The following is a 21,512-nucleotide window of genomic DNA, read 5'->3' on the forward strand; positions in this document are numbered from 1 at the left end:
GCATCTGATGGCTGTGCATCCCGTGCTGGCGGCAGTGACCCGGCGCGTCGTCGAGCGGAGCGCCGGTCCGCGCGGCGCCTACCTGAACCGGATCCGCGAGGCCCGGTCACAGGGCCCGGTGCGCGGCGGGATGGGGTGCGCGAACCTCGCGCACGGCTTCGCCGCCTGCGGCGTCCAGGACAAGCTGTGGCTGCGCGGCGACGTCACCCCGAACATCGCGATCGTGTCGGCGTACAACGACATGCTGTCCGCCCACCAGCCGCTCCAGGACTACCCCGAGATCCTGAAGACCGCGATCCGCGCGGGCGGCGGCACCGCCCAGTTCGCCGGGGGCGTCCCCGCCATGTGCGACGGCATCACCCAGGGCCGGGCCGGCATGGAGCTGTCGCTGTTCAGCCGGGACGTGGTGGCGATGGCGACGGCCGTGGCGCTGTCGCACGACATGTTCGACGGCGCGGTGCTGCTCGGCGTGTGCGACAAGATCGTGCCGGGGCTGGTGATCGGGGCGCTGTCGTTCGGGCACCTGCCGGCGATCCTGGTGCCCGCCGGGCCGATGGCGTCGGGGCTGCCGAACGGCGAGAAGGCCAAGGTCCGCAAGCGGTTCGCGGCGGGGGAGATCGGGCGCGAGCAGCTGCTCGCCGCCGAGGCCGCCTCCTACCACTCGCCCGGCACCTGCACCTTCTACGGGACGGCGAACTCCAACCAGCTGCTCATGGAGGTCATGGGGCTGCACCTGCCGGGCGCCAGCTTCGTCCCGCCGGGCACGAAGCTGCGCGACGGCCTCACCGAGGCGGCGGGCCGGCGCATCCTCAAGCTCACCGACCTGGGCGAGGGCTACACCCCGATCGGCGAGATGCTCGACGAGCGCGCCTTCGTCAACGGCGTCGTCGCGCTGCTCGCGACGGGCGGCTCGACCAACCACACGCTGCACCTGGTGGCCATGGCCGCGGCGGCGGGCATCGAGCTGACCTGGGACGACTTCGACGAGCTGTCCAAGGCCACGCCGCTGCTCACCCGCCTCTACCCGAACGGGACCGCCGATGTGAACCACTTCCACGCGGCGGGCGGCACCGCGTTCCTCATCGGCGAGCTGATCGACGCCGGGCTCCTGCACGAGGACGCGCGGACGGTCGGCGGCGACACCCTCGCGGCCTACCGGAACGTCCCGGAGGTCGCCGGCGGCAAGGTCGCGTGGCGGGAGGCGCCCGGGGAGTCCGGCGACACCGAGGTCCTGCGCCCGGCCGCCGATCCGTTCGACACGCACGGCGGGCTGCACACCGTGCGCGGCAACCTCGGGCGGGCGGTCGTCAAGGTGTCGGCGGTGAGGCCGGAGCACCGGACCATCGAGGCCCCCGCCCGCGTGTTCGACTCGCAGGAGGCGCTCCAGGACGCGTTCGCCGCCGGGGAGCTGGACCGGGACGTGGTGGCGGTCGTCCGCAACCAGGGGCCCCGCGCGAACGGCATGCCGGAGCTGCACCGGCTCACCCCGCCGCTGTCGGTGCTCCAGGACCGGGGGCACCGCGTCGCGCTGGTGACCGACGGCCGCATGTCGGGCGCCTCGGGTGCGGTGCCCGCCGCGATCCACGTGTCGCCGGAGGCCGCGGCGGGCGGGCCGCTCGCCCGCGTCCGCGACGGCGACGTCGTCCGGCTCGACGCGGACGCCGGGGTGCTGGAGGTCCTCGTCTCCGCCGAGGAGTTCGCCGCCCGCGAGCCCGCCGAGGGGCCGTCCGGCCAGACCTACGGCACGGGACGCGAGCTGTTCCAGGCCTTCCGTCAGGTCGTCGGCCCGGCGGAACGTGGTGCGGGGGTCTTCTCCTCATGAGCGGAGCGGACCGGGGGGTGTGGGGGGTCGCCCCCCCACAGGAAACACCGAGCGAGGCGAAGTGGCTGGTCGCGGATGTGGGCGGGACCAATGCCCGGTTCGCGCTGGTGGAGGGGCCTGACGGCGCCCTGTCGGAGGTCAGGGCGCTGCCGACCCGCGACCATCGGGGCCTCGCGGAGGCCGCGGCCGCCTATCTCGACGCGGTCGGCGTGCGCCCGGTGGCGGCGTGCCTGGCCGTGGCGGGCCCCGTGACTAATGGCACGTTCCATCTGACCAACGCGGGCTGGCCCAGGAGCGCCCCGGAGGCGGTGCGCGCCCATCTCGGCCTCGCGCACCTGGACGTCATCAACGACTTCGAGGCGCTCGCCCTGGCCCTGCCGCGCCTCGGTGCGGACGACCTCGTCTCCATCGGGCGGGGACGCCCGGACCCCGGCGCGCCCCTCGCGGTGGTCGGGCCCGGTACCGGCCTCGGGGTCGCCGGGCTCGTCCGGACCCCCGCGGGCTACGTGCCGCTGCCCGGCGAGGGCGGCCACGTCGACGTCCCGGCGGCGACCGACCGCGAGCTCGTGGTGGCGCGGCTGCTGCGCGCCGAGAAGGGCGCGGCCTCCGCCGAGTACCTCCTGTCGGGGGCGGGCCTGGCCCGCATCCGCCGGTACCTCGCCGCGATCGACGGCCGCCCCGCGCTGGACCTGACCCCGCGGCAGATCAGCGAGGACCGCGACGACCCCCTGAGCCGCGAGGCCGTGGAGATGTTCTGCGCGCTGCTCGGGTCGCACGCGGGCAACGTCGCCCTCACACTCGGCGCGCGGGGCGGCGTCTACCTCGGCGGCGGCATCCTGCCGCGGATCGCGGACGTGCTGCGGGGCAGCGCGTTCCGGGCCCGTTTCGAGGGGAAGCCTCCCGTCGAGGACTACATGCGCGCCATCCCGACCGCCCTCATCGTCCATCCCGCCCCCGCCCTGCTCGGTGCCGCCGCCCGGCTCGCGCAGAGCCTGCCCGACCTGGAGCCCGCATGATCGCCGAAGACCTGTTCGACCTCGCGCCCGTCATCCCCGTGGTGGTGCTGGACGACGCCGAGGCCGCCGTCCCGCTGGCCCGCGCCCTGGTGGAGGGCGGCCTCCCGGTGATCGAGGTGACGCTGCGCACCCCGTCCGCCCTGGCGGCGATCGCGCGGATCGCCGCCGAGGTCCCGGACGCCGTGGTGGGCGCGGGGACCGTCGTGCGCCCCGAGGACGCCGAGCGCTCGGCGGCGGCCGGGGCGAAGTTCCTGGTCAGCCCCGGCTGCACGGCCCGCCTCCAGGCGGCGATGGTCGCGACCGGCCTGCCGTTCCTGCCGGGCGTCGCGACCGCCTCCGAGGCGATCGCGCTGCTGGAGGGCGGGATCACGGCGATGAAGTTCTTCCCGGCCGAGGCCGCGGGCGGCGCCTCCTACCTGAAGGCGCTCGGCGGGCCGCTGCCGCAGATCCGGTTCTGCCCGACGGGCGGGATCAGCCTGCGGAACGCCGCCGACTACCTCGCGCTCGGCAACGTCGGATGCGTCGGCGGCTCCTGGCTCACCCCCGCGGACGCCGTCCGCGACGGCGACTGGGACCGTGTCCGCAAGCTCGCCTCCGAGGCGGCGGCCCTCCGCACGGGGTGACGCCCGGGCCGCGGTGATGTCACATCCGGGCGCGGCCTCCACGTCTCCCGGGTATGGACACCACAACGACGCTGGAGAAGTTGAGGAAGCAGCGCACCGTCCTGCTGACGAGCTACCGCAAGGACGGGACGCCGGTAGGGACGCCGGTGAACGTCGTCGTTCGGGGCGACCGCGCCTACTTCCGTACCTATGACAAGGCGTTCAAGGCGAAGCGGCTTGCGCGCAACCCGGAGGTGGAGCTCGCCCCGAGCACCTTCCGGGGCAAGGTCAAGGGACCCGAGGCGCGCGGCCGCGTCCGCCTGCTCACCGAGGAGGAGGCGCGGCCGATCCGCCGGCTGCTCGCCCGCAAGCACCCGCTCCTGCAGGGGTTCGCGGTGCCGCTGGCCCACAAGCTGAAGGGCTACCGGACGCTGCACTACGAGCTCACGCTCCACGGGGGCTGACCGCGCGGTGCGGGCACGGGCCCGCGGCGAGGCCGCGCCCGCCGCCCGCGGGGACGAGGTCCATCCGCAGCCGCCCGCAAGCGCAGCGCGTCCAGGTGACGACGCCGTCGCTGGTGAGGTGCCGGGACACGAGAGTGGTCGGTTCGCTCATGACGGCAGTCTGCGGCCGGTGGAACGTTCTCGTCCATTTCAGATTCGCGCAGGGGATCGTGCAAGATGTTCGCATGATCGAGTTGCGCCGGCTGCACATGCTGAGGCTCGTCCACCAGTACGGGACCGTCACGTCGGCGGCGGAGGCCATGCACCTGACGCCGTCGGCGGTCTCCCACCACCTGCGCGAGCTGGCGCGGGAGCTGAAGGTGCCGCTGCTGGAACCGCAGGGCCGCAAGGTGCGGCTGACCCCGGCGGCGCACCTGCTGGTCGGGCACGCCGACGGGCTCCTCGCCCGGTGGGAGGAGGCCCTGGCCGACCTGGAGTCGCACCGCGCCGGGGCGGCGGGCCCGCTGCGCATGTGCGGGTTCCCCACGGCGATCTCGGGGCTCGTCGCGCCCGCCGCCGGCGCCCTGCTGCGCGCCGACCCGGCTCTGGCGGTCGAGGTCCGCGAGTGCGACACCGAGGAGGCCGTCGGGCTGCTCGCGGCGGGCGAGACCGACATCGCGGTGATCGAGCCGACCCCCGCAGCGCCGCCGCCGGGCGACCCGCGCTTCGACCGCGAGCCCCTGCTGGAGGAGGCGCTCGACCTCATCGTCCCGGTCGGGCACCCGCTGGCGCTGCGCGAAGGCGTCCGGCTGGAGGACGCCTCGGGCGAGCCGTGGATCAGCGTCCGGCCCGAGAGCTGCGGCCACCACCAGCAGGTCATGGCCTACTGCGCCGCCGCCGGGTTCACGCCGCGGATCGCGCACCACACCACCACCTGGCCGGTGATCTGGGCGCTGGTCGCCAACGGCCTCGGGGTGTCGCTCGTGCCGCGGCTGGCCGGCGGCCCGGCCGACCAGCCGGTCGTGCGGGTGCCGCTCGGCGGGGACGGCGTCCCGAAGCGGCGCGTGCTGACCTGCGTGCGGCGCGGCGGCCGCGGCCACCCGCTGGTCGCGCGCGGCCTGCGGGCCCTCCGCGAAGCCGTCCCCGACCGCTGTGTCCTGGCGGCCGCCTGAGGGTTCCGGGGTCAGGGGCCGGGGGCGTGGTGGCGGGCCCGGCGGATCCCGAAGGCCAGCAGGACCGCGCGCAGGACCCAGACGGCCAGCGCGATCTGCAGGACGACGAGGAACCCCGTGCCGGGCCCGGCCGTGAAGGCGAGCACCAGGAACGCCGCGAACAGCAGCGGGAAGACCGGGAAGATCGGCCTGTGCCGGTGGCGGTGAGCCAGGTGCCGGTGGTGGTGGGCCGGGTACCGGTGGTGGGCCGTCCGAGGGTGACGGTCCACGGCGGGTTCGGGCAGCCCGGTCGGGGACGGCAGGTCTCGGACGTGGGCGCGCAGGTCGCCGCGCGTCTTGGCGGTCAGCACGGACTCCAGCCGCTCGTCGAGCTCGGTGCGGTCCAGCCGTCCCGCGGCGAAGTGGTCGTGCAGGGCGACCATGACGGCGTCGCGCTCGGCGTCGCCGATGCGGATCTCGTCGGGCGGGGCCATGATCACTCCTCGGTGTCGTCGGCCGTCGGCCCGGGGCCGTCCAGGTCGTCGGCCAGGATGCGGTACAGGCTGCGGCGGGTCTCCGACAGGACGTCCCGCGCTTGGGCGACCTGCTCGGGCGAGCCGGAATGGACGATCTGCATCACCGCGGCCCCCGTCTGCGCGGCCTGCTTGAACAGCTCCGGGACGCCCTCGCCGAACTCGGGCGTCATCTCCGCCCACGGCTCGGCCAGCCGCTCGGCGTTCTCCTCGACGTAGGCGCGGCCCTCGCCGGTGAGCTGGAAGGTGCGGCGGCCGCCGGACTCGTCGCCCGCGATCAGGCCCTCGTCGGCGAGCTGCTGCAGCGCCGGGTAGACGGCGCCGGGGCTCGGCTTCCAGGCCCCGTCGCTGCGCTCGTTGATCTCCTGGATGATCTGGTAGCCGTTGCGCGGCTCCTCGGCCAGCAGGACGAGGATCGCCGCCCGGACGTTGCCCTTGCGGGCCTTGGCGCCCCGGCCCCACGGGCCGCCGCGCCCGCGCGCCCACGGCGGCCGCCCGCCGGGTCCGTGACCGAACCCGCCGGGAGGGCCGAAGGGGCCCGGCCCGCCGCCGAACAGGGCGCCGAAGTTCGGGAGGTCGCCGCGGCCCCAGGGCCCGCGGCCGTGCATGTGCCCCATGTTCTCCACCACCTTCTGAGAGCTCTCTCTGACCTCTCGCGATACGACAACGATATATCGAAGACGTACGGTTCGGCCAGATGGTTCCCCGATTCTGGAATCCCGCGGGGCCGGGGCGTGCGGACAAACCGGGCATAGGCTCCGAATGCGGCCATCGCCGTCTGATCGCGGGCGTCCCTGGGTACCACCGTGGACGAGGGGGACGATGGGCACACAGGAAGCGGTGGCCGCGCAGGACGCGGTCTTCACCCCTGGCGCCACGGGAACCAGGCTCCGCGCCAGGAACGAGCTGCTGCTCGGCCTGGCGCTGTTCGCGCTCTACTCGCTGGTCGCGATGCTGCCCGAGCAGGCCAGGATGGCGGCGGCGCGCGAGCACGGGGAGTCGCTCTACGCGCTGGAACGGGCTCTGCACATCGACGTGGAGCGCGCCCTCAACGGCTGGCTGGCCCAGCAGCCCGTCCTGCGGGTCCTGGCCAACTACGAGTACGCCATCACCTACGTCGGCAGCGCGCTCGCCCTGCTCGTCTGGCTGTTCCTGCGCCACCCCGAGCGGTACCGCACGGCTCGCAACGCGTTCGTCATGCTCAACCTCGCCGGCCTGGCGTGCTTCGCGCTGTATCCCGTCATGCCGCCCAGGCTCATGCCCCCCGGCCTCGGCTTCGTCGACACCGTCGCCACCGGCCGCACCTGGGGGTCGTGGGGCTCACCGCTGGTGAAGCACGCCGACGAGTTCGCCGCCGTCCCGTCCCTGCACATGGCCTGGACGCTGTGGGTCGGCGTCGAGCTCGCGCGCGTGAAGGCCAAGCGCTGGGTGCAGGGGCTCAACACCGTGCACATCCTGGTCACCCTCTACGTCATCCTGGCCACCGCGAACCACTACCTGCTGGACGCCCTCGCCGCCTTGCCGTTCGTCGCAGTGCCGGTCTGGCTCGCCGAGCGCCTCGCGGGGCCGCCCGTGCCGCGCGTCCAGGGGCCGGACGCGTTCTTCCTCGCGGTGGAGACGCCCGAAGCCCCGCAGCATCCCGGCGGCGTCATCATGCTCGACACCTCGCGAGGGGACGTCGGCCGCGCCGATCTCGTCCGGGTGGTCGAGGAGCGCCTCGACGGGCTGCCCCGCTTTCGGCAGCGGCTCGTCCGCCGGGGCCGCTGGCGCCGCCCCGTCTGGCGCGACGTGGACCGGATCGACTGGGAGTGGCACGTCGTCGAGAAGCACGTCGACGGCATGGCCGGCCTGCGCGCCGAGGTGGCCCGGCTCCAGTCCGCGGCGCTGCCGCTGGACCGGCCGCCCTGGCGGATGGTCGTGCTGAAGGGCGCCGAGCCCGGCCGTACCGCGGTCGTCTACATGATGCACCACGTGGTCGCCGACGGCGTCGGCATCGTGGCGCAGGCCGTCTACCTGATGGAGCCGCCGCCCGAGCCGGTCGCCGCGCCGCCCCGGGCACCGCTGCGCAAGGCCGTCGCCACCGTGGTCGGGCTCGGCCAGCTGGCCACCGCCGTCGGCAGGCCCGAGAAGCTGCCCGCCGCCGCGACGTGCGAGCGCCGCTTCGGCACCATGGTCCTCCCGCTCGGCACGGTGCGGGACGTGGCCCGCCGCCACGGCGCCCGCGTCACCGACGTCGTGCTGTGCGCGGTCGCGGGCGCCCTGAACCGGAGCGTCAGCGAGGAGGACGGCCGGCCCGGCACGTGCCGCGTCGCGGTCCCGCTGATGATGCGGCCGCCGGGCAGCGCGATGGTGGGCAACCACACCACCGCCGTGATGGTGGACCTGCCGATCGGGAAGATGGCCGAGACCGACCGGCTCGCCCTGATCGCCAAGCGCGGCCGGGTGCTGCGGTCCGGGACGCGGGCGCAGGCGGCGTGGTTCGTGATGAGGCAGGCCGGACGGCTGATGCCGCCTCCGCTGCACGCCCGCTTCGCGCGCATGTCCTACAGCGGGCGGTTCCTCCAGGGCACCGTGTCGAGCCTTCCGGGGCCCGACCGGCTGCTGCGGCTGTGCGGCGCCCCGCTCACCGCCGTGTACCCGATCGTTCCGCTCGCCCCCGGCACGCCCCTGGCGATCGCCGGGCTCGGCGTCCACCGCGACCTGTGCTTCGGCCTCTCCGTCGACCCCGGCCTGGCGGACGACGCCGACGCGCTGATGAACGCCGTCCGCGACGTCTTCGAGGAACTGCGGAAAGAACCGGAGTGACCAGGGGCCCCGTGCTCAGATGCGCAGTGCTCAGATGGCCCGTGCTCAGATGCTCCGCATGGCGCGCAGCGACTCCTTGAGCGAGCCCATGGTCGCGAACACGGCGGTGGGCTCGTAGCCGCAGTGCGCCATGCAGTTCGCGCAGCGCTCGTCACGTCCCCGCCCGTAGGCGTCCCAGTCGGTGGTGTCGAGGAGCTCCTGGTAGGTCGCGGTGTAGCCGTCGTCCATCAGGTAGCAGGGCCGCTGCCAGCCCTTCAGCGAGTACGACGGGATGGCCCACGCCGTGCACGGGAAGTCGACCTTCCCCTCCAGGAAGTCCAGGAACAGCGGCGAGTGGTTGAACCGCCACCGCTCGCGGCGCCCGTCCGCGAACGTCTTGCGGAACAGGGCGCGGGTCTCCTGCACGCCGAGGAAGTGGTCCTGGTCGGGCGCCTTCTCGTAGGCGTACGCGGGCGAGATCATCATCTGGTCGACGCGGAGCTCGTCGTTCAGGTAGTCGAGCACCTCGATGACGGTCTGCGGGGTGTCGGTGTTGAACACGGTCGTGTTCGTCGTGACCCGGAACCCCCGCTCCCGGCACATCCTGATCGCCTCCACGGCCTGGTCGAACACGCCCTCCTTGCAGACGGACGCGTCGTGCCGCTCGCGGAGGCCGTCGACGTGCACCGCCCAGGCGAAGTAGCGCGACGGCCTGAACTGGTCGATCTTCTTCGGGATCAGCGCCGCGTTCGTGCACAGGAACACGTACCGCTTCATCCGCACCAGCTCGGCGACCAGCTCCCCGATCCGCGGATGCATCAGCGGTTCGCCGCCCGCGATCGACACCATCGGCGCGCCGCACTCGCGGACCGCCGCGACCGCCTGCTCGACCGGCATCCGCTGCTTGAGCACGTCCGCCGGATGCTGGATCTTCCCGCAGCCCGCGCACGCCAGGTTGCACGCGAACAGCGGCTCCAGCTCCATGATCAAGGGGTATCTCGTCCGCCCCGCCAGCTTGTTGCGCAGGACGTAGCCCCCGACGCGCAGGCTCTGGCGCAGTGGCATCGCCATTTAGGACGTCTCCTTCAGGTACCGGCCGAGCGCCGAGAGCGGGAACACGAGCCGGTACAGGTGGTAGTTGATGTAGAAGTCGCCGGGGAACCCGGTGCCGGTGAAGTGGTCCTCGTCCCAGGTGCCGTCCGGGCGCTGGTGCTCGACGAGCCAGCGGACCCCGCGCTCGACGGCCGGTCCACGCTCGCCGGCGGCCAGCAGCGCGAGCAGCGCCCACGCGGTCTGCGACGGCGTGGACGCGCCGTGCCCGATCCAGGTCCGGTCCCGGTAGGAGCGCAGGTCCTCGCCCCAGCCGCCGTCGTCGCGCTGGTGGCGCTCCAGCCAGGCGACCGCGTCGCGGATCGCGGGCCTGCCCGGCCGGACGCCCGCCGCGATGAGGGCGGGCACGACGCTGCCCGTCCCGTACACGTGGTTGGCGCCCCAGCGGCCGAACCAGGACCCGTCCGGCTCCTGCGCCTTCAGCAGCCACACGACGGCCCGCTTGACCACCTGCGAGTCGGCCATGCCGCGGTGCGCCATCGCCTCCACCACGTGCGCGGTGACGTCGGCGGACGGCGGGTCGATGACCTCGCCGAAGTCGCAGAACGGCAGCCTGCGGCACAGGGCGCGGGTGTTGTCGGCGTCGAACGCGGCGAACCCGCCGTCCCTGGAGGCCATCCCCGCCATCCAGCGCACGCCGCGCTCGATCGCCGGCTCGGCCAGCGGGTGCCGGGCGCGACCGAGCGCGAGGACCACCTCGGCGGTGTCGTCGGTGTCGGGGTAGCAGTCGTTGTCGAACTCGAACGACCAGCCGCCCGGGGGCAGGTCGGGGCGCCGCACCGACCAGTCGCCGGGGCCCCTCACCTCCTCGCCGATCAGCCATTCGGCGGCCCGCTCCAGGGCGGGGTGCCCGGCGGGCAGGCCCGCGTCGGCCAGGGCGTTCATCGCGAGGGCGGTGTCCCAGACGGGGGACTGGCACGCCTCCAGGCGCCGCCCCCGGTCGTCGCGGATCGTGAACCGCTCCAGCCCGTCCAGGCCGCGCCGGACGATCGGGTGGTCAAGGCCGTAGCCGAGCAGGTGCAGCGCGAGCAGCGAGTACACCCAGGGCGGCTGGATCCCGCCCCAGGACCCGTCCCGCTCCTGCCGCGCGATGATCCAGTCGGCGGCGCGGCGCAGCGCGGCCCGGCGCACGCCCTTCGCCGGGTGCCGCTCGTACACGTGCAGGGCCGCGTCGAGCGCCCCGAACGCCGCGTCCCACCCGGAGAAGCCCCGCCTGCGGGCCGGGGGGACGTCGTAGCCCGGGTACAGCTCGTCCAGCGTGAACGGCAGCGGCCGGACGGGGCGCAGCGAGGCCACCACCGTCAGCGGGACGACCGTCTGCCGCGCCCAGCACGCGAAGTCGTAGACGTTCAGCGGGAACCAGCGCGGCAGGAACATCATCTCCGGCGGCAGCACCGGCAGCCTCTCCCACGGCCAGCGGCCGAACATCGCCAGCCAGAACCGCGTGAAGACGCGCGTCGCCGGGATGCCGCCGCCGCCGCGGACGAAGGCCGCGGCGCGGACCATGTGGTCCGCGTCCGGCGGGTCGCCCGCGAGCCGCAGCGCGACGTAGGCCTCGACGGTGGTGGACAGGTCCGGCGGGCCGTCGTGGAAGTTCGCCCAGGTCCCGTCGGCGGCCTGCTGGGACCGGATCCAGCGGGCGGCCTCGGCGGTGTCGGCGTCGTCGCGGATGCCGAGGAACTCGCGCAGCAGCAGGTCCTCGGCGTCCATCGTCACGTTGGTCTGCAGCTCGCCCTTCCACCAGCCTTCGGGCGACTGGAGCAGGAGCAGATGGTCGCGGGCGGCCGCCAGCGCCTCGGCGGCCGTCCTGATCCGGGCCGTCCCGCCGGCGGCGGGCGGTTCCGGGGCGGGCGTCGTCCCGGTGGTGGTGGGCTCTGTCGTCGTCATCAGTGGTCCCGGCAGGTGACGAAGTCGGCGATGTGCAGGAACTCGGCGCGGACGGGCTCGGGCAGCCGCGCGGTGAGCAGGTGCTCGGCGGCGCGCTGGATGCGGCTCTCGGCCTCCATCTCGGCCCAGGCGCGGCCGCCCGCCGCCTCCACCAGCCCGGCGGCCTCGGCCAGCTCCTCCGCGGCCGCCTCCTCCTCGGCCGGCAGGGGCCGCGCGTACAGCTCGGCCAGCCGCGAGGCCTCCGGCGTCCCCGCGTTCAGCGCGGCGACGACCGGCAGCGACATCTTGCGGGACCGCAGGTCCGACAGCGCGGGCTTGCCGGTGGTCGCCGGGTCGCCCCAGATGCCGAGCAGGTCGTCCACGAGCTGGAACGCGATGCCGAGGTCCTCGCCGAACGCCTCCAGGGCGGCGCACAGCCGCTCCGGCGCGCCGTCCAGGACGGCCCCGATCGCGCACGAGCACGCGAGCAGCGCGGCGGTCTTGCCGGACGCCATCGTGAGGCACTCGTCCACGCCGATCTGCCTGCGCGTCTCGAAGTCCATGTCGAGGGACTGGCCGGCGACGAGGCGGCGGACGGCCGCCGCCAGGGCGCGGGCCGCCCGCGCCGAGCCCTGGCCCGGCGCCTCCAGCAGGACCTCGCCGGCGAGGGCGAGGAGGGCGTCGCCCGCCAGGATCGCGGACGCGTCGCCGAACACGGTCCACGCCGCGGGGCGGTGCCTGCGCGTCCGGTCGCGGTCCATGATGTCGTCGTGCAGGAGCGAGAACGCGTGGGCCAGCTCGACGGCGACGGCGCCCGGCAGCCCGCTCTCCGGGGGAGCCAGGGCGGCCCGCGCGGACAGCAGCGCCAGCGCCGGGCGCAGCGCCTTGCCCGCGGGGGCCTTGCGCGGGTGGCCCTCCTCGTCGGTCCAGCCGAGGTGGTAGGCCGCGACCCGGTAGGTGCGCGGGTCGAGCCGCCCGACCGCGGCGCGCAGCGCGCCGTCGACCAGCTCACGGACATCGGTCAGCGAAACGGGCACGGCCGTCATCGGTCCTTCACCTTCTCCAGGTGGCGGCGGACCAGGCGGGCGGCGGTGAGACCACTGCGCACTGCTCCCTCCATGGTGTCGGGCCAGCCCGTGTCGGTCCACGCGCCGGCCAGGTACAGGCCCGGCGCGCGCGTCGCCGCGCCGGGGCGGGCCGCCCCGCTGCCGGGGCGCTGCCGGAACGTCGCGCGCCGCTCCCGCGTCACGAACACCTCCCGGACCTGCGCGTCCCACGCCGCGGGCAGCAGCCGCCGCAGCTCGGGGACGAACCGCGAGCGCAGCTCGGCGGTCGGCATGTCGATCCACGGGTCGGCGGCCGACAGCGACACCGCGAGGTACTGGCCCTCGCGCAGCCCGCTCACCGCCGTCCGGTCGAACACCCACTGGACGGGCGAGCCGACCGCCGCGGCGAACGGCGCGTCCATGACCCTGCGGTCGTAGACGACGTGGACGTTCACGATCGGGCTGGCGTCCAGCTCGGGCCAGCGCAGCGGGTCCGGCAGCGCCTCGGCGGGCAGCAGCCGCGCCGCCGCCTCGTGCGGCACCGCGATGACGACAGCGTCGGCGGCGATCGGCATCCCGTCCACGACCACCTTCGGGTCGGCGGTGACGGCCTCCACCCTCGCCTTCAGCCGGACGGTCCCGCCCATCTCCGCGATGCGCCGCAGCGCCGGGCCGCCGTGCAGCTCCTCCAGCGGGACGAGCGGCAGCCCGATGTCGGCCGCGTCGGCGCGCCCGAACAGGGCCCGCCGGCACACCATCGCCGACAGGCCGAGCGCGGCGTCGTCCACCTCGGCGTTCAGCGCGGACGTGAGGAACAGGCCCCACAGCGCCTCCCGCGCCCACGGCCGCTGGCCGCGCTGGGCCAGCCATGCCCCGGCGGAGACCTGGTCGAGCACGGGGTCGCCGGGGTCGAGGCGCGCCAGCCCCAGCGCGGCACGCGCGGCCCTCACCCGGTCGGCGGCCGACAGCGGCGCGTACCGCGCCAGCGCGGGCAGCAGGTGCAGCGGGCTCGGCAGGCCCGACCTGCGCAGCCGCGCCGGCCGCGCGCCCGCCCGCAGGACGGGGACGTCGAACCGGTCCTGCACGTCGACGAGGTGGTCGGCGCGCAGCCGGTGCAGCAGCCCCTGGTACGCCGTGCAGCACCGCAGGAAGACGTGCTGGCCGTTGTCGACGCTCAGCTCGCCCCGCCCGAACGAGTGCGTGGCGCCGCCCAGCCACGGCCGCGACTCCAGCAGCGTGACCGGAACGCCCGACTCCTGGAGCGCGATCGCGGCGCTGATGCCCGCGAGCCCCCCGCCCACGACGACGACGCTCACCGCTCCACCCCCGACAGCGCGCGCGCCGCCACCACGGCCTTCTGCCAGGTCGGCAGCGACACCCGCGCGTCCAGCGCGATCTGCGGGCGCGCGGCGATGTTCTCCAGCAGCCGCCGGTAGATGCCGGCCATGGCCGCGGTGCACGCCGCGCTGCGCCGGTCCAGCAGCGGCAGCAGCCGCAGCCCCTCGGCGTACCAGGCCCGCGCCCGCTCCGCCTGGAAGCCGACCAGCTCGTTCAGCCGCCACGGCGGGTCGATGAACGCGCCCGACTCGTCCAGCTTCAGCGTGCAGCCGAACCGCGCCAGGTCCTCGGCCGGGATGTAGGTCCGCCCGGCCAGCCGGTCCTCGCGCAGGTCGCGCAGGATGTTGGTGAGCTGCAGCGCGACGCCGAGCGAGTCGGCGAGGCCCTCGGCGCGCTGCCGGCCGTCCGACCCGAACACCCCGAGCGACAGCCGCCCGACCGAGCCCGCGACCCGCTGGCAGTAGCGCAGCAGGTCGTCGAAGGTCTCGTAGTCGGCGCCGCGCACGTCGTCCTCGCAGCCGTCGATCAGCTCCTCGAACGCCTCCAGGGGGATCGGGAACCGGCCCGCCGCGTCCGCCAGCGCGGTCAGCACCGGATGCCCCTCCAGCGCCCGGACGTCCACCTTCCGCCGCAGCACCTCCTGCACGGTCGTCAGCCGCTGCCGCGACCGGTCCAGCAGGTCGAGCCGCACGCACGCCGGCTCCGGGCCGTCGCCGATGTCGTCGATGCCGCGCGCGAACGCGTAGACCGCGCTCATCGCCCGCCGCTTCGGGGCCGGCATCAGCCGGATCCCGTAGGAGAAGTTGCGGGCCTCCTCGCGCACCACCCGTTCGCAGTGCCGGTACGCCTCGACCACCCGCTCGGACCCCTCGCACGTCTCCGAGACCGTCATCGCCCCCTCCTTCCAAGGGCGCGCGCCCACCCGGCCGGCAGCGTGGCCCGCCGTGGACGCAGCGCATGAGCGAGCACGTCGTACCGCCCGCGTTCCAGAGCCGACAGCGCGGCGCGCCCGCCCGCCACGTAGCCCGCCACCGCGACGCGCCCCCATCCCGTCAGGTCCGCCAGCAGCGGCGCGGCGCCCCCGTCGAGCAGTTCGCGGGCGCGGCCGGCCTGCAGCGCCAGGACGCCGCGCAGCCGGGTCGGCGTCACCGGCCGCGCGAGGTCGTCCTCGGCGCAGCCGAACCGCCGCAGGTCCTCGCCGGGCAGATAGATCCGGCCCGCGCGGTAGTCCTGCCCGGCGTCCTGGCAGTGCTCGACGATCTGCAGCGCCGTGCAGACGTCGTCGGACGCGGCCGCGAGGCGCGGCGTGTGCGCGCGGAACAGGCGCAGCACGATCCGCCCGACCGGCGCGGCGGACAGCGCGCAGTACCCCTGCAGGTCGGCGAACGTCTCGTACCGGTGGACGGTCTGGTCCTGCCGGTTCGCCTGCACGAGGTCGCGGAACGGCTCCTCGGGGATCCGGTGCGCGTGCACCGTCTCCGCCAGCCTCCGCAGCTGCGGCAGGGCGGGCGTCCGCCCGGCGAACACGCGGTCCAGGTCGTCGTCCACGAGGCCGAGCAGCTTGGGCCGCTGCTCCGGCGGGGCCTCGTCGCCGATGTCGTCGACGAGCCGCGCGAAGCCGTAGACGGCCCGCAGGGCGGCGCGGTGCCGGGCGGGCAGGACCCGCGCCGCCACCGGGAAGTTCTCCCGGGCGGCGAGCCGGTCCAGCGCGCGCTCGTGCTCCGCGGCGCTCCAGGGCGGTTCAATGATCACCTAGAGGAGATCGACCGGTCCGGCACGAGAGAAACTCTGGCCAAGGTATGGACTTATTTAAACGGGCCGTGTCCGGGGCTGAACCGTTCCAGGGGCCACGGCGTCGCGCGGGCCGCTCGGTAGCCTCGGGGCATGCCGACCCATGAGCGCGAGATCACCGAGCCCGTCGACCTGTGCACGCCGGACGGGCGGCTCGATCCGCGGGCGGTCGGCTGGACGCGGCGCCCGCTGCACCGCGCGAACCTGCGCGGCTGGGGACGGGCCAAGCGCTGGGAGTACTGGGGCGTCGTCACGCCCCGGCACATCGTCGGGCTGGTCGCCTCGTCGCTCGACTACGCGGCGGTCCACGGCGTGTACGTGCTGGACCGCGAGACGGGGGAGGAGATCTCCCGGGACGGCGTGGTCCCGTTCGCGCGCGGGGCGGTGTTCCCCGACCGCAGCGGATCGGGGGAGGCGTCGGTGCGCGGGGCGGGGTTCGCGGTCGGCGTCCGGCAGGGGCCGTCCGGCTCGCGGTTGCGGGCGCTGGTCCCCGGGCTGGTCGACCTGGACGTCCAGGTTCCGCTGCCGGAGGGCCACGAGTCCCTCGGCGTGGTCGTCCCCTGGAGCGCCAGGCGCTTCCAGTACACGGTCAAGGACGTCGGGCGCCCCGTGCACGGGCGGCTGCGGCTTCCGTCCGGCGACCACGAGATCGGGGAGGGCTCCTTCGCCGTCCTCGACCACGGGCGCGGCAAGTGGCCGTACCGGATGACGTGGAACTGGGCGGCGGCGAGCGGCCCCGGCCTGGCCCTGCAACTCGGCGGCAGGTGGACCGGCGGCACCGGCATGACCGAGAACGCGCTGTTCGTCGGCGGCCGTCTGCACAAGATCGGCGATGAGCTCGACTGGACCTACGACCGGTCCGACTGGCTGCGCCCCTGGACGATCCGCGGTCCGCGCGTCGAGGTCCGGTTCCGGCCGTTCCATGAGAAGGTCGCCCGGACGGAGCTCGGTGTCGTCGGCACCGAGACCCACCAGTGCTTCGGCCATTTCAGCGGCCGCGCCCAAGCCGACGACGGCACCTGGCACGACGTCGACGGCCTGACCGGCTGGGCCGAGGAGGCCCGCCAGCGCTGGTGAGCCGCGACGCGACCGCTGACGCGAGCGCGCCCGGATTCCTCCGGATCGTGTCGTAGACGAACACGTTGGCCGCTCGCGTCCTTTTCGAGATCAAGTCCTGATGTGATGCGAAGAGATCGGGGGGTGCCAGAGCGTCGCGCCGAAAGGGGACCCTGTGAGGCTCACCGCCATCTCGCTGCTCGCGTCCGTTCTCGTCTTAGGAGGGGCGGCTCCGGCCGCGGCCCAGCACCGGGCACCGGATTCGTCCGCCGTCGTCCGCACCGACCTGGGGGCGGTGCGAGGCCAGGTGCGGCAAGGCCACCGGCTGTTCCAGGGCATCCCGTTCGCCGCACCGCCGACCGGGGGCCTGCGCTTCAGGCCGCCGCAGCCGGCACGGCCCTGGCAGGGCGTCCGCGACGCCACCTTCCCGCGCGGCCAGTGCGCGCAGCTCCCCGCCCCCTACGGCGGCGAGACGAGCTACGAGGAAGACTGCCTCTACCTGAACGTCACCACGCCTGCCCACGCGCAACGCCGGCACGGCCTGCCCGTCATGGTGTGGGTGCACGGCGGCGGCAACACGACCGGCACCGCGAGCATCTACAACGCCGCCAAGCTGGCCGAGGACGGCGGCGTCGTGGTCGTCACTGTCAACTACCGCCTCGGCGCGCTCGGCTGGCTCGCGCATCCGGGCCTGGAGACCGGCGCAGACCGGCGCTACCAGGCGGGCAACTACGGGCTGCTCGACCAGCAGGCGGCCCTGCGATGGGTCCGGCGCAACGCTGAGGCCTTCGGCGGCAACCCCGGAAACGTCACGCTGTTCGGCGAGTCCGCGGGATCCTGGGACTCCTGCGCGAACCTCGTCTCGCCCACCGCCGCGGGGCTGTTCCACAAGGTCGTCGCCCAGAGCTACTCCTGTACCGCGCCCGCCCGCACGGAGGCCTCGGCAGAGGCCGAGGGGGCGACGATCGCCCAGGCCCTGGGGTGCGACAATGGATCGGCCTCGGCGAACGGCGCGTGCCTGCGCGCGGTGCCCGTCAAGACGCTGCTGGAGACCTTCGAGGCCAAGGCCACGGACGCGGGCCCTGTGGCGGGCGGCGACCACGTCCTGCCGCTCCAGCCCAAGCGGGCGATCGAACAGGGCCGCTTCAACCGTGTGCCGGTGATGCACGGCAACACGCTGGACGAGATGCGTCTGTTCGTCTCCCTCTCCTATCCGACCCCCATCACCGCCGCTGAGTACGAGGACATCGTCCGCTCCGGCTACGGCGCCGACGCCGACAAGGTGCTGGCCCGCTACCCGGCGGCGGCCTACCCGGATCCCAGGATCGCGTTGGCGACGCTCCAGACGGATTCCAACGAGGTGCTGTCGGCCTGCGTCCACCAGGACGCGTTCCGCCTGTTCAAGCGCGCGGGCGTCCCGGTGTACGCGTACCAGTTCGCCGACCGCGCCGCTCCGCCGCTGCTCGACGTCCCCGGATTCGAGGAGGGCGCCGAGCACGCCAGCGAGCTGACGTTCCTGTTCCCGGGCCTGATCGGCACCCTGACCCCGGCGCAGCAGCGGCTCTCCGACGCCATGGTGGGCTACTGGACGTCCTTCGCGCGCAGCGGCAGGCCCCAGGCCGCGCGGGCACCGCAGTGGCCGCGTTTCCGCTCGCCGGACGACGTCCTGTCCCTGGCCCCCGGCGCCGTCCACCGCACCGACACCGCCACGGCCGCCAACTGCTCGTTCTGGAAGTCCCTCTGACTCCGGCACGCCGGAGGCCCCGCCGTCAGCCCGGTGCGCGACGGCGGGGCGGCACCAGCTACCCGCCGTGGGTCCTCTGGCTCAAGTAGGGAACGCACCGCGAAAACGGTTGCGGCCGCAGAACGTTTCTGCGGCCGCACCCGTTCTGCCGTCCGGCGCCGGGTGCAAGTAGCTTGATGTCGAGATAAATTAGAGATAGCTTGACGTCAAGAGAAAAGCGGTGGAAGTTAGGCGGCCCTGATTCCCGGTCAGGAGTCCGACTAAGGCAGGATCAAGGGAGACGAAGCTCCCGTCCCGCCGCGCGCCGTCCCGCGTCGGCCTCGGGGACGGGCCTTACTGAAGATCAACCCAGCGCCGCGCGCTCATGTCCCGGACCGGACGCGCGGTGGCGACGGAGGAGGAGTCCGTGTCCGCGAACAGCTTCGGCAGTCTCGACAAGCTGCAGGTCGGCGACAGGTCGTACGACATCTACCGGCTGGACGCCGTCGAGGGCTCGGCCCGTCTCCCGTACAGCCTCAAGGTGCTGCTGGAGAACCTGCTGCGCACCGAGGACGGTGCGAACGTCACCGCCGACCACATCCGCGCGCTCGCGCAGTGGGACGCGAAGGCCAAGCCGAGCAAGGAGATCCAGTTCACCCCCGCGCGGGTGATCATGCAGGACTTCACCGGCGTGCCCTGCGTGGTGGACCTGGCCACGATGCGCGAGGCGGTGCGCGACCTCGGCGGCGACCCGACCAGGATCAACCCGCTGGCGCCGGCCGAGATGGTGATCGACCACTCGGTGATCGTCGACTACTTCGGCTCGCCGGACGCCTTCGAGCGCAACGTGCAGCGCGAGTACGAGCGCAACAAGGAGCGCTACCAGTTCCTGCGCTGGGGGCAGACGGCCTTCGACGAGTTCAAGGTCGTCCCGCCCGGCACCGGCATCGTCCACCAGGTGAACATCGAGCACCTGGCCCGCGTGGTGTTCGACCGCGGCGGCGTCGCCTACCCCGACACCTGCGTCGGCACCGACTCGCACACGACGATGGAGAACGGCATCGGCGTGCTCGGCTGGGGCGTCGGCGGCATCGAGGCGGAGGCCGCGATGCTCGGCCAGCCGATCTCGATGCTCATCCCGCGCGTCGTCGGCTTCAAGCTGACCGGCGAGCTGCCCGCCGGGACGACCGCGACCGACCTCGTGCTCACCATCACCGAGATGCTGCGCGAGCACGGCGTCGTCGGCAAGTTCGTGGAGTTCTACGGCGAGGGCGTGCACGCGCTGCCGCTGGCCAACCGCGCCACGATCGGCAACATGAGCCCCGAGTTCGGCTCCACCTGCGCGATCTTCCCGATCGACGACGAGACGCTGAAGTACCTGCGGCTCACCGGCCGCGGCGAGGAGCAGATCGCGCTCGTCGAGGCCTACGCCAAGGCGCAGGGCCTCTGGCTCGACCCGTCGGTGGAGCCGGAGTTCTCCGAGTACATGGAGCTCGACCTCGCGACGGTCGTCCCGTCGCTGGCCGGCCCGAAGCGCCCGCAGGACCGCATCTCCCTGGCCGAGGCCAAGCAGACCTGGCGGCGGGACGTGCAGAACTACGTCGAGAGCATCCAGGGCGCGGCCGACGAGGCCTCCAGCGAGTCGTTCCCGGCCTCCGACTCCCCGGCGATCAGCGGCGACTCGGCCGGCGACAAGCCGCGCCCGCACGGCTCCAACGGGTCCGGGCGCCCGCACGACGTGGTCCCCGTCACCCTGGAGGACGGGACGTCCTTCGAGCTCGACCACGGGCACGTCGCCGTCGCGGCCATCACCTCCTGCACCAACACCTCCAACCCGTACGTGATGATCGCCGCGGCGCTGCTGGCGAAGAACGCGGTGGACAGGGGCCTGACCCGCAAGCCGTGGGTGAAGACCTCCCTCGCGCCCGGGTCCCAGGTCGTCACCGACTACCTGGAGCGCGCCGGCCTCACCCCGTACCTCGACAAGATCGGCTTCAACCTCGTCGGGTACGGCTGCACCACCTGCATCGGCAACACCGGCCCGCTCCAGCCGGAGATCTCCAAGGCGGTCAACGACAACGACCTCGCGGTCACCGCGGTGCTGTCGGGCAACCGCAACTTCGAGGGCCGCATCAGCCCCGACGTGAAGATGAACTACCTGGCCTCGCCGCCGCTGGTCATCGCCTACGCGCTTGCCGGCACGATGGACATCGACATCCTCAACGACCCGATCGCCGAGGGCGACGACGGCCCGGTCCGGCTGGCCGACATCTGGCCCGCGCCGGAGGAGGTCGCCGCGATCGTCGAGTCGTCCATCGGGCAGGAGATGTTCACCGAGAGCTACGCCGACGTCTTCAAGGGCGACGACCGCTGGCGGGGACTCGACATCCCGACCGGCGACCTGTTCGAGTGGGACACCGCGTCCACCTACGTCCGCAAGGCACCGTACTTCGACGGCATGGGCGCCGAGCCGGAGCCGGTCGCCGACATCCACGGCGCCCGCGTCCTGGCCAAGCTCGGCGACTCGGTCACCACCGACCACATCTCCCCGGCCGGGTCCATCAAGGCCGGCACGCCCGCCGCGCAGTACCTGGAGGACAACGGCGTCGCGGTCAAGGACTTCAACTCCTACGGCTCGCGCCGCGGCAACCACGAGGTCATGATCCGCGGGACGTTCGCCAACATCCGGCTGCGCAACCAGCTCCTGGACGGCGTCGAGGGCGGCTACACCCGCGACTTCACCCAGGGGGACGCGCCGCAGGCGTTCATCTACGACGCCGCGCAGAACTACGCGGCGCAGGGCACCCCGCTCGTGGTCATCGCGGGCAAGGAGTACGGCTCCGGCTCGTCGCGCGACTGGGCGGCCAAGGGCACCGCGCTGCTCGGCGTCCGCGCCGTCATCGCCCAGTCCTACGAGCGCATCCACCGCTCGAACCTGATCGGCCTCGGCGTCCTGCCGCTGCAGTTCAAGGACGGGGAGTCGGCCGAGTCCCTCGGCCTCACCGGCACCGAGACGTTCGACATCACCGGCGTCACCGCGCTCAACGAGGGCGGGGTCCCCGAGGAGGTCACCGTAAAGGCCGACGGCAAGGAGTTCAAGGCCGTCGTCCGCATCGACACCCCCGGAGAGGCCGACTACTACCGCAACGGCGGCATCCTCCAGTACGTCCTGCGGAACCTGCTCCGCAAGTAACCCGCACGCCGAGACGGGCCGCCTCCCAACGCGGGGGG

The 21,512-nt window shown here is 73.8% G+C and carries 18 protein-coding genes; 9 read left to right on the forward strand and 9 right to left on the reverse strand.

Going from position 1 to position 21,512, the window contains the following annotated elements:
- Window positions 1-7 precede the first annotated feature (7 nt).
- From edd to BJY14_RS34475, 4 genes are read left to right on the forward strand one after another with little or no spacing between them, the layout of a single operon-like run.
- Entirely contained in the window at window positions 8-1,822 is a 1,815-nt protein-coding gene (gene edd / locus BJY14_RS34460) for a phosphogluconate dehydratase (RefSeq protein ID WP_179847419.1), read from the forward strand.
- Window positions 1,819-2,838, forward strand: a complete 1,020-nt coding sequence (glk, locus tag BJY14_RS34465; protein WP_179847420.1) for a glucokinase — start codon at window positions 1,819-1,821, stop codon at window positions 2,836-2,838. The genes edd and glk overlap by 4 nt, the downstream gene beginning before the upstream one ends.
- Window positions 2,835-3,461, forward strand: coding sequence for a bifunctional 4-hydroxy-2-oxoglutarate aldolase/2-dehydro-3-deoxy-phosphogluconate aldolase (gene eda, locus BJY14_RS34470; RefSeq protein ID WP_179847421.1), 627 nt, complete (start codon window positions 2,835-2,837; stop codon window positions 3,459-3,461). Before glk ends, eda begins: the two co-directional genes overlap by 4 nt.
- Window positions 3,462-3,514: 53 nt before the next feature.
- Entirely contained in the window at window positions 3,515-3,904 is a 390-nt protein-coding gene (locus tag BJY14_RS34475) for a PPOX class F420-dependent oxidoreductase (RefSeq protein WP_179847422.1), read from the forward strand.
- Here the strand turns inward: BJY14_RS34475 and BJY14_RS34480 are convergent.
- A complete protein-coding gene (locus tag BJY14_RS34480; RefSeq protein WP_179836280.1) occupies window positions 3,885-4,055 on the reverse strand; it encodes a hypothetical protein in 171 nt (56 codons plus the stop codon). The genes BJY14_RS34475 and BJY14_RS34480 overlap by 20 nt on opposite strands.
- Window positions 4,056-4,128: 73 nt before the next feature.
- Here BJY14_RS34480 and BJY14_RS34485 point away from each other — a divergent pair, with 73 nt between their 5' ends.
- Window positions 4,129-5,055 carry a LysR family transcriptional regulator gene (locus BJY14_RS34485; protein ID WP_218905717.1) on the forward strand — a complete coding sequence of 309 codons (927 nt, stop codon included), beginning with the start codon at window positions 4,129-4,131 and terminating at the stop codon, window positions 5,053-5,055.
- A gap of 11 nt (window positions 5,056-5,066) precedes the next feature.
- On the opposite strand, the gene BJY14_RS34490 is transcribed toward BJY14_RS34485, so the two are convergent.
- The gene (locus BJY14_RS34490) at window positions 5,067-5,528 is read right to left on the reverse strand and encodes a DUF1707 SHOCT-like domain-containing protein (protein WP_179847423.1); all 462 of its coding nucleotides are present in this window, start codon (window positions 5,526-5,528) and stop codon (window positions 5,067-5,069) included.
- Window positions 5,529-5,530: 2 nt separating this feature from the next.
- Window positions 5,531-6,184, reverse strand: coding sequence for a PadR family transcriptional regulator (locus BJY14_RS34495; RefSeq protein ID WP_179847424.1), 654 nt, complete (start codon window positions 6,182-6,184; stop codon window positions 5,531-5,533).
- A gap of 205 nt (window positions 6,185-6,389) precedes the next feature.
- On the opposite strand from BJY14_RS34495, the gene BJY14_RS34500 reads away from it, so the two are divergent.
- Window positions 6,390-8,372 (forward strand): bifunctional phosphatase PAP2/O-acyltransferase family protein, encoded by a 1,983-nt coding sequence (locus BJY14_RS34500; RefSeq protein WP_179847425.1) that lies wholly within the window; start codon window positions 6,390-6,392, stop codon window positions 8,370-8,372.
- A 45-nt stretch (window positions 8,373-8,417) separates the two neighbouring features.
- Here BJY14_RS34500 and hpnH read toward each other — a convergent pair whose 3' ends face one another.
- Genes hpnH through hpnC form a run of 6 tightly spaced genes read right to left on the reverse strand, consistent with a single transcriptional unit; the run spans window position 8,418 to window position 15,463 of the window.
- Window positions 8,418-9,422, reverse strand: a complete 1,005-nt coding sequence (gene hpnH, locus BJY14_RS34505) for an adenosyl-hopene transferase HpnH (RefSeq protein WP_179847426.1) — start codon at window positions 9,420-9,422, stop codon at window positions 8,418-8,420.
- Window positions 9,423-11,348, reverse strand: a complete 1,926-nt coding sequence (gene shc / locus BJY14_RS34510; RefSeq protein WP_179847427.1) for a squalene--hopene cyclase — start codon at window positions 11,346-11,348, stop codon at window positions 9,423-9,425.
- The gene (locus BJY14_RS34515) at window positions 11,348-12,373 is read right to left on the reverse strand and encodes a polyprenyl synthetase family protein (RefSeq protein ID WP_179847428.1); all 1,026 of its coding nucleotides are present in this window, start codon (window positions 12,371-12,373) and stop codon (window positions 11,348-11,350) included. The genes shc and BJY14_RS34515 overlap by 1 nt, the downstream gene beginning before the upstream one ends.
- Window positions 12,370-13,689: a hydroxysqualene dehydroxylase HpnE gene (gene hpnE / locus BJY14_RS34520; protein ID WP_179847429.1), complete on the reverse strand. Its 1,320-nt coding sequence runs from the start codon at window positions 13,687-13,689 to the stop codon at window positions 12,370-12,372. The genes BJY14_RS34515 and hpnE overlap by 4 nt, the downstream gene beginning before the upstream one ends.
- On the reverse strand, window positions 13,686-14,603 hold the full coding sequence (locus BJY14_RS34525) for a phytoene/squalene synthase family protein (RefSeq protein WP_179847430.1): 918 nt from the start codon (window positions 14,601-14,603) through the stop codon (window positions 13,686-13,688). Before BJY14_RS34525 ends, hpnE begins: the two co-directional genes overlap by 4 nt.
- Complete coding sequence (hpnC, locus tag BJY14_RS34530) at window positions 14,600-15,463, reverse strand: squalene synthase HpnC (protein WP_179847431.1); 864 nt, start codon at window positions 15,461-15,463, stop codon at window positions 14,600-14,602. Before hpnC ends, BJY14_RS34525 begins: the two co-directional genes overlap by 4 nt.
- 132 nt (window positions 15,464-15,595) lie before the next feature.
- Here hpnC and BJY14_RS34535 point away from each other — a divergent pair, with 132 nt between their 5' ends.
- From BJY14_RS34535 to BJY14_RS34545, 3 genes are all read left to right on the forward strand, one after another.
- Window positions 15,596-16,579 (forward strand): DUF2804 domain-containing protein, encoded by a 984-nt coding sequence (locus BJY14_RS34535; RefSeq protein ID WP_179847432.1) that lies wholly within the window; start codon window positions 15,596-15,598, stop codon window positions 16,577-16,579.
- 154 nt (window positions 16,580-16,733) lie between these two features.
- On the forward strand, window positions 16,734-18,302 hold the full coding sequence (locus BJY14_RS34540; RefSeq protein ID WP_179847433.1) for a carboxylesterase/lipase family protein: 1,569 nt from the start codon (window positions 16,734-16,736) through the stop codon (window positions 18,300-18,302).
- 406 nt (window positions 18,303-18,708) lie between these two features.
- Entirely contained in the window at window positions 18,709-21,474 is a 2,766-nt protein-coding gene (locus tag BJY14_RS34545) for an aconitate hydratase (protein ID WP_312879533.1), read from the forward strand.
- Window positions 21,475-21,512 lie beyond the last annotated feature (38 nt).

Source organism: Actinomadura luteofluorescens (assembly GCF_013409365.1).
Classification (GTDB): domain Bacteria; phylum Actinomycetota; class Actinomycetes; order Streptosporangiales; family Streptosporangiaceae; genus Spirillospora; species Spirillospora luteofluorescens.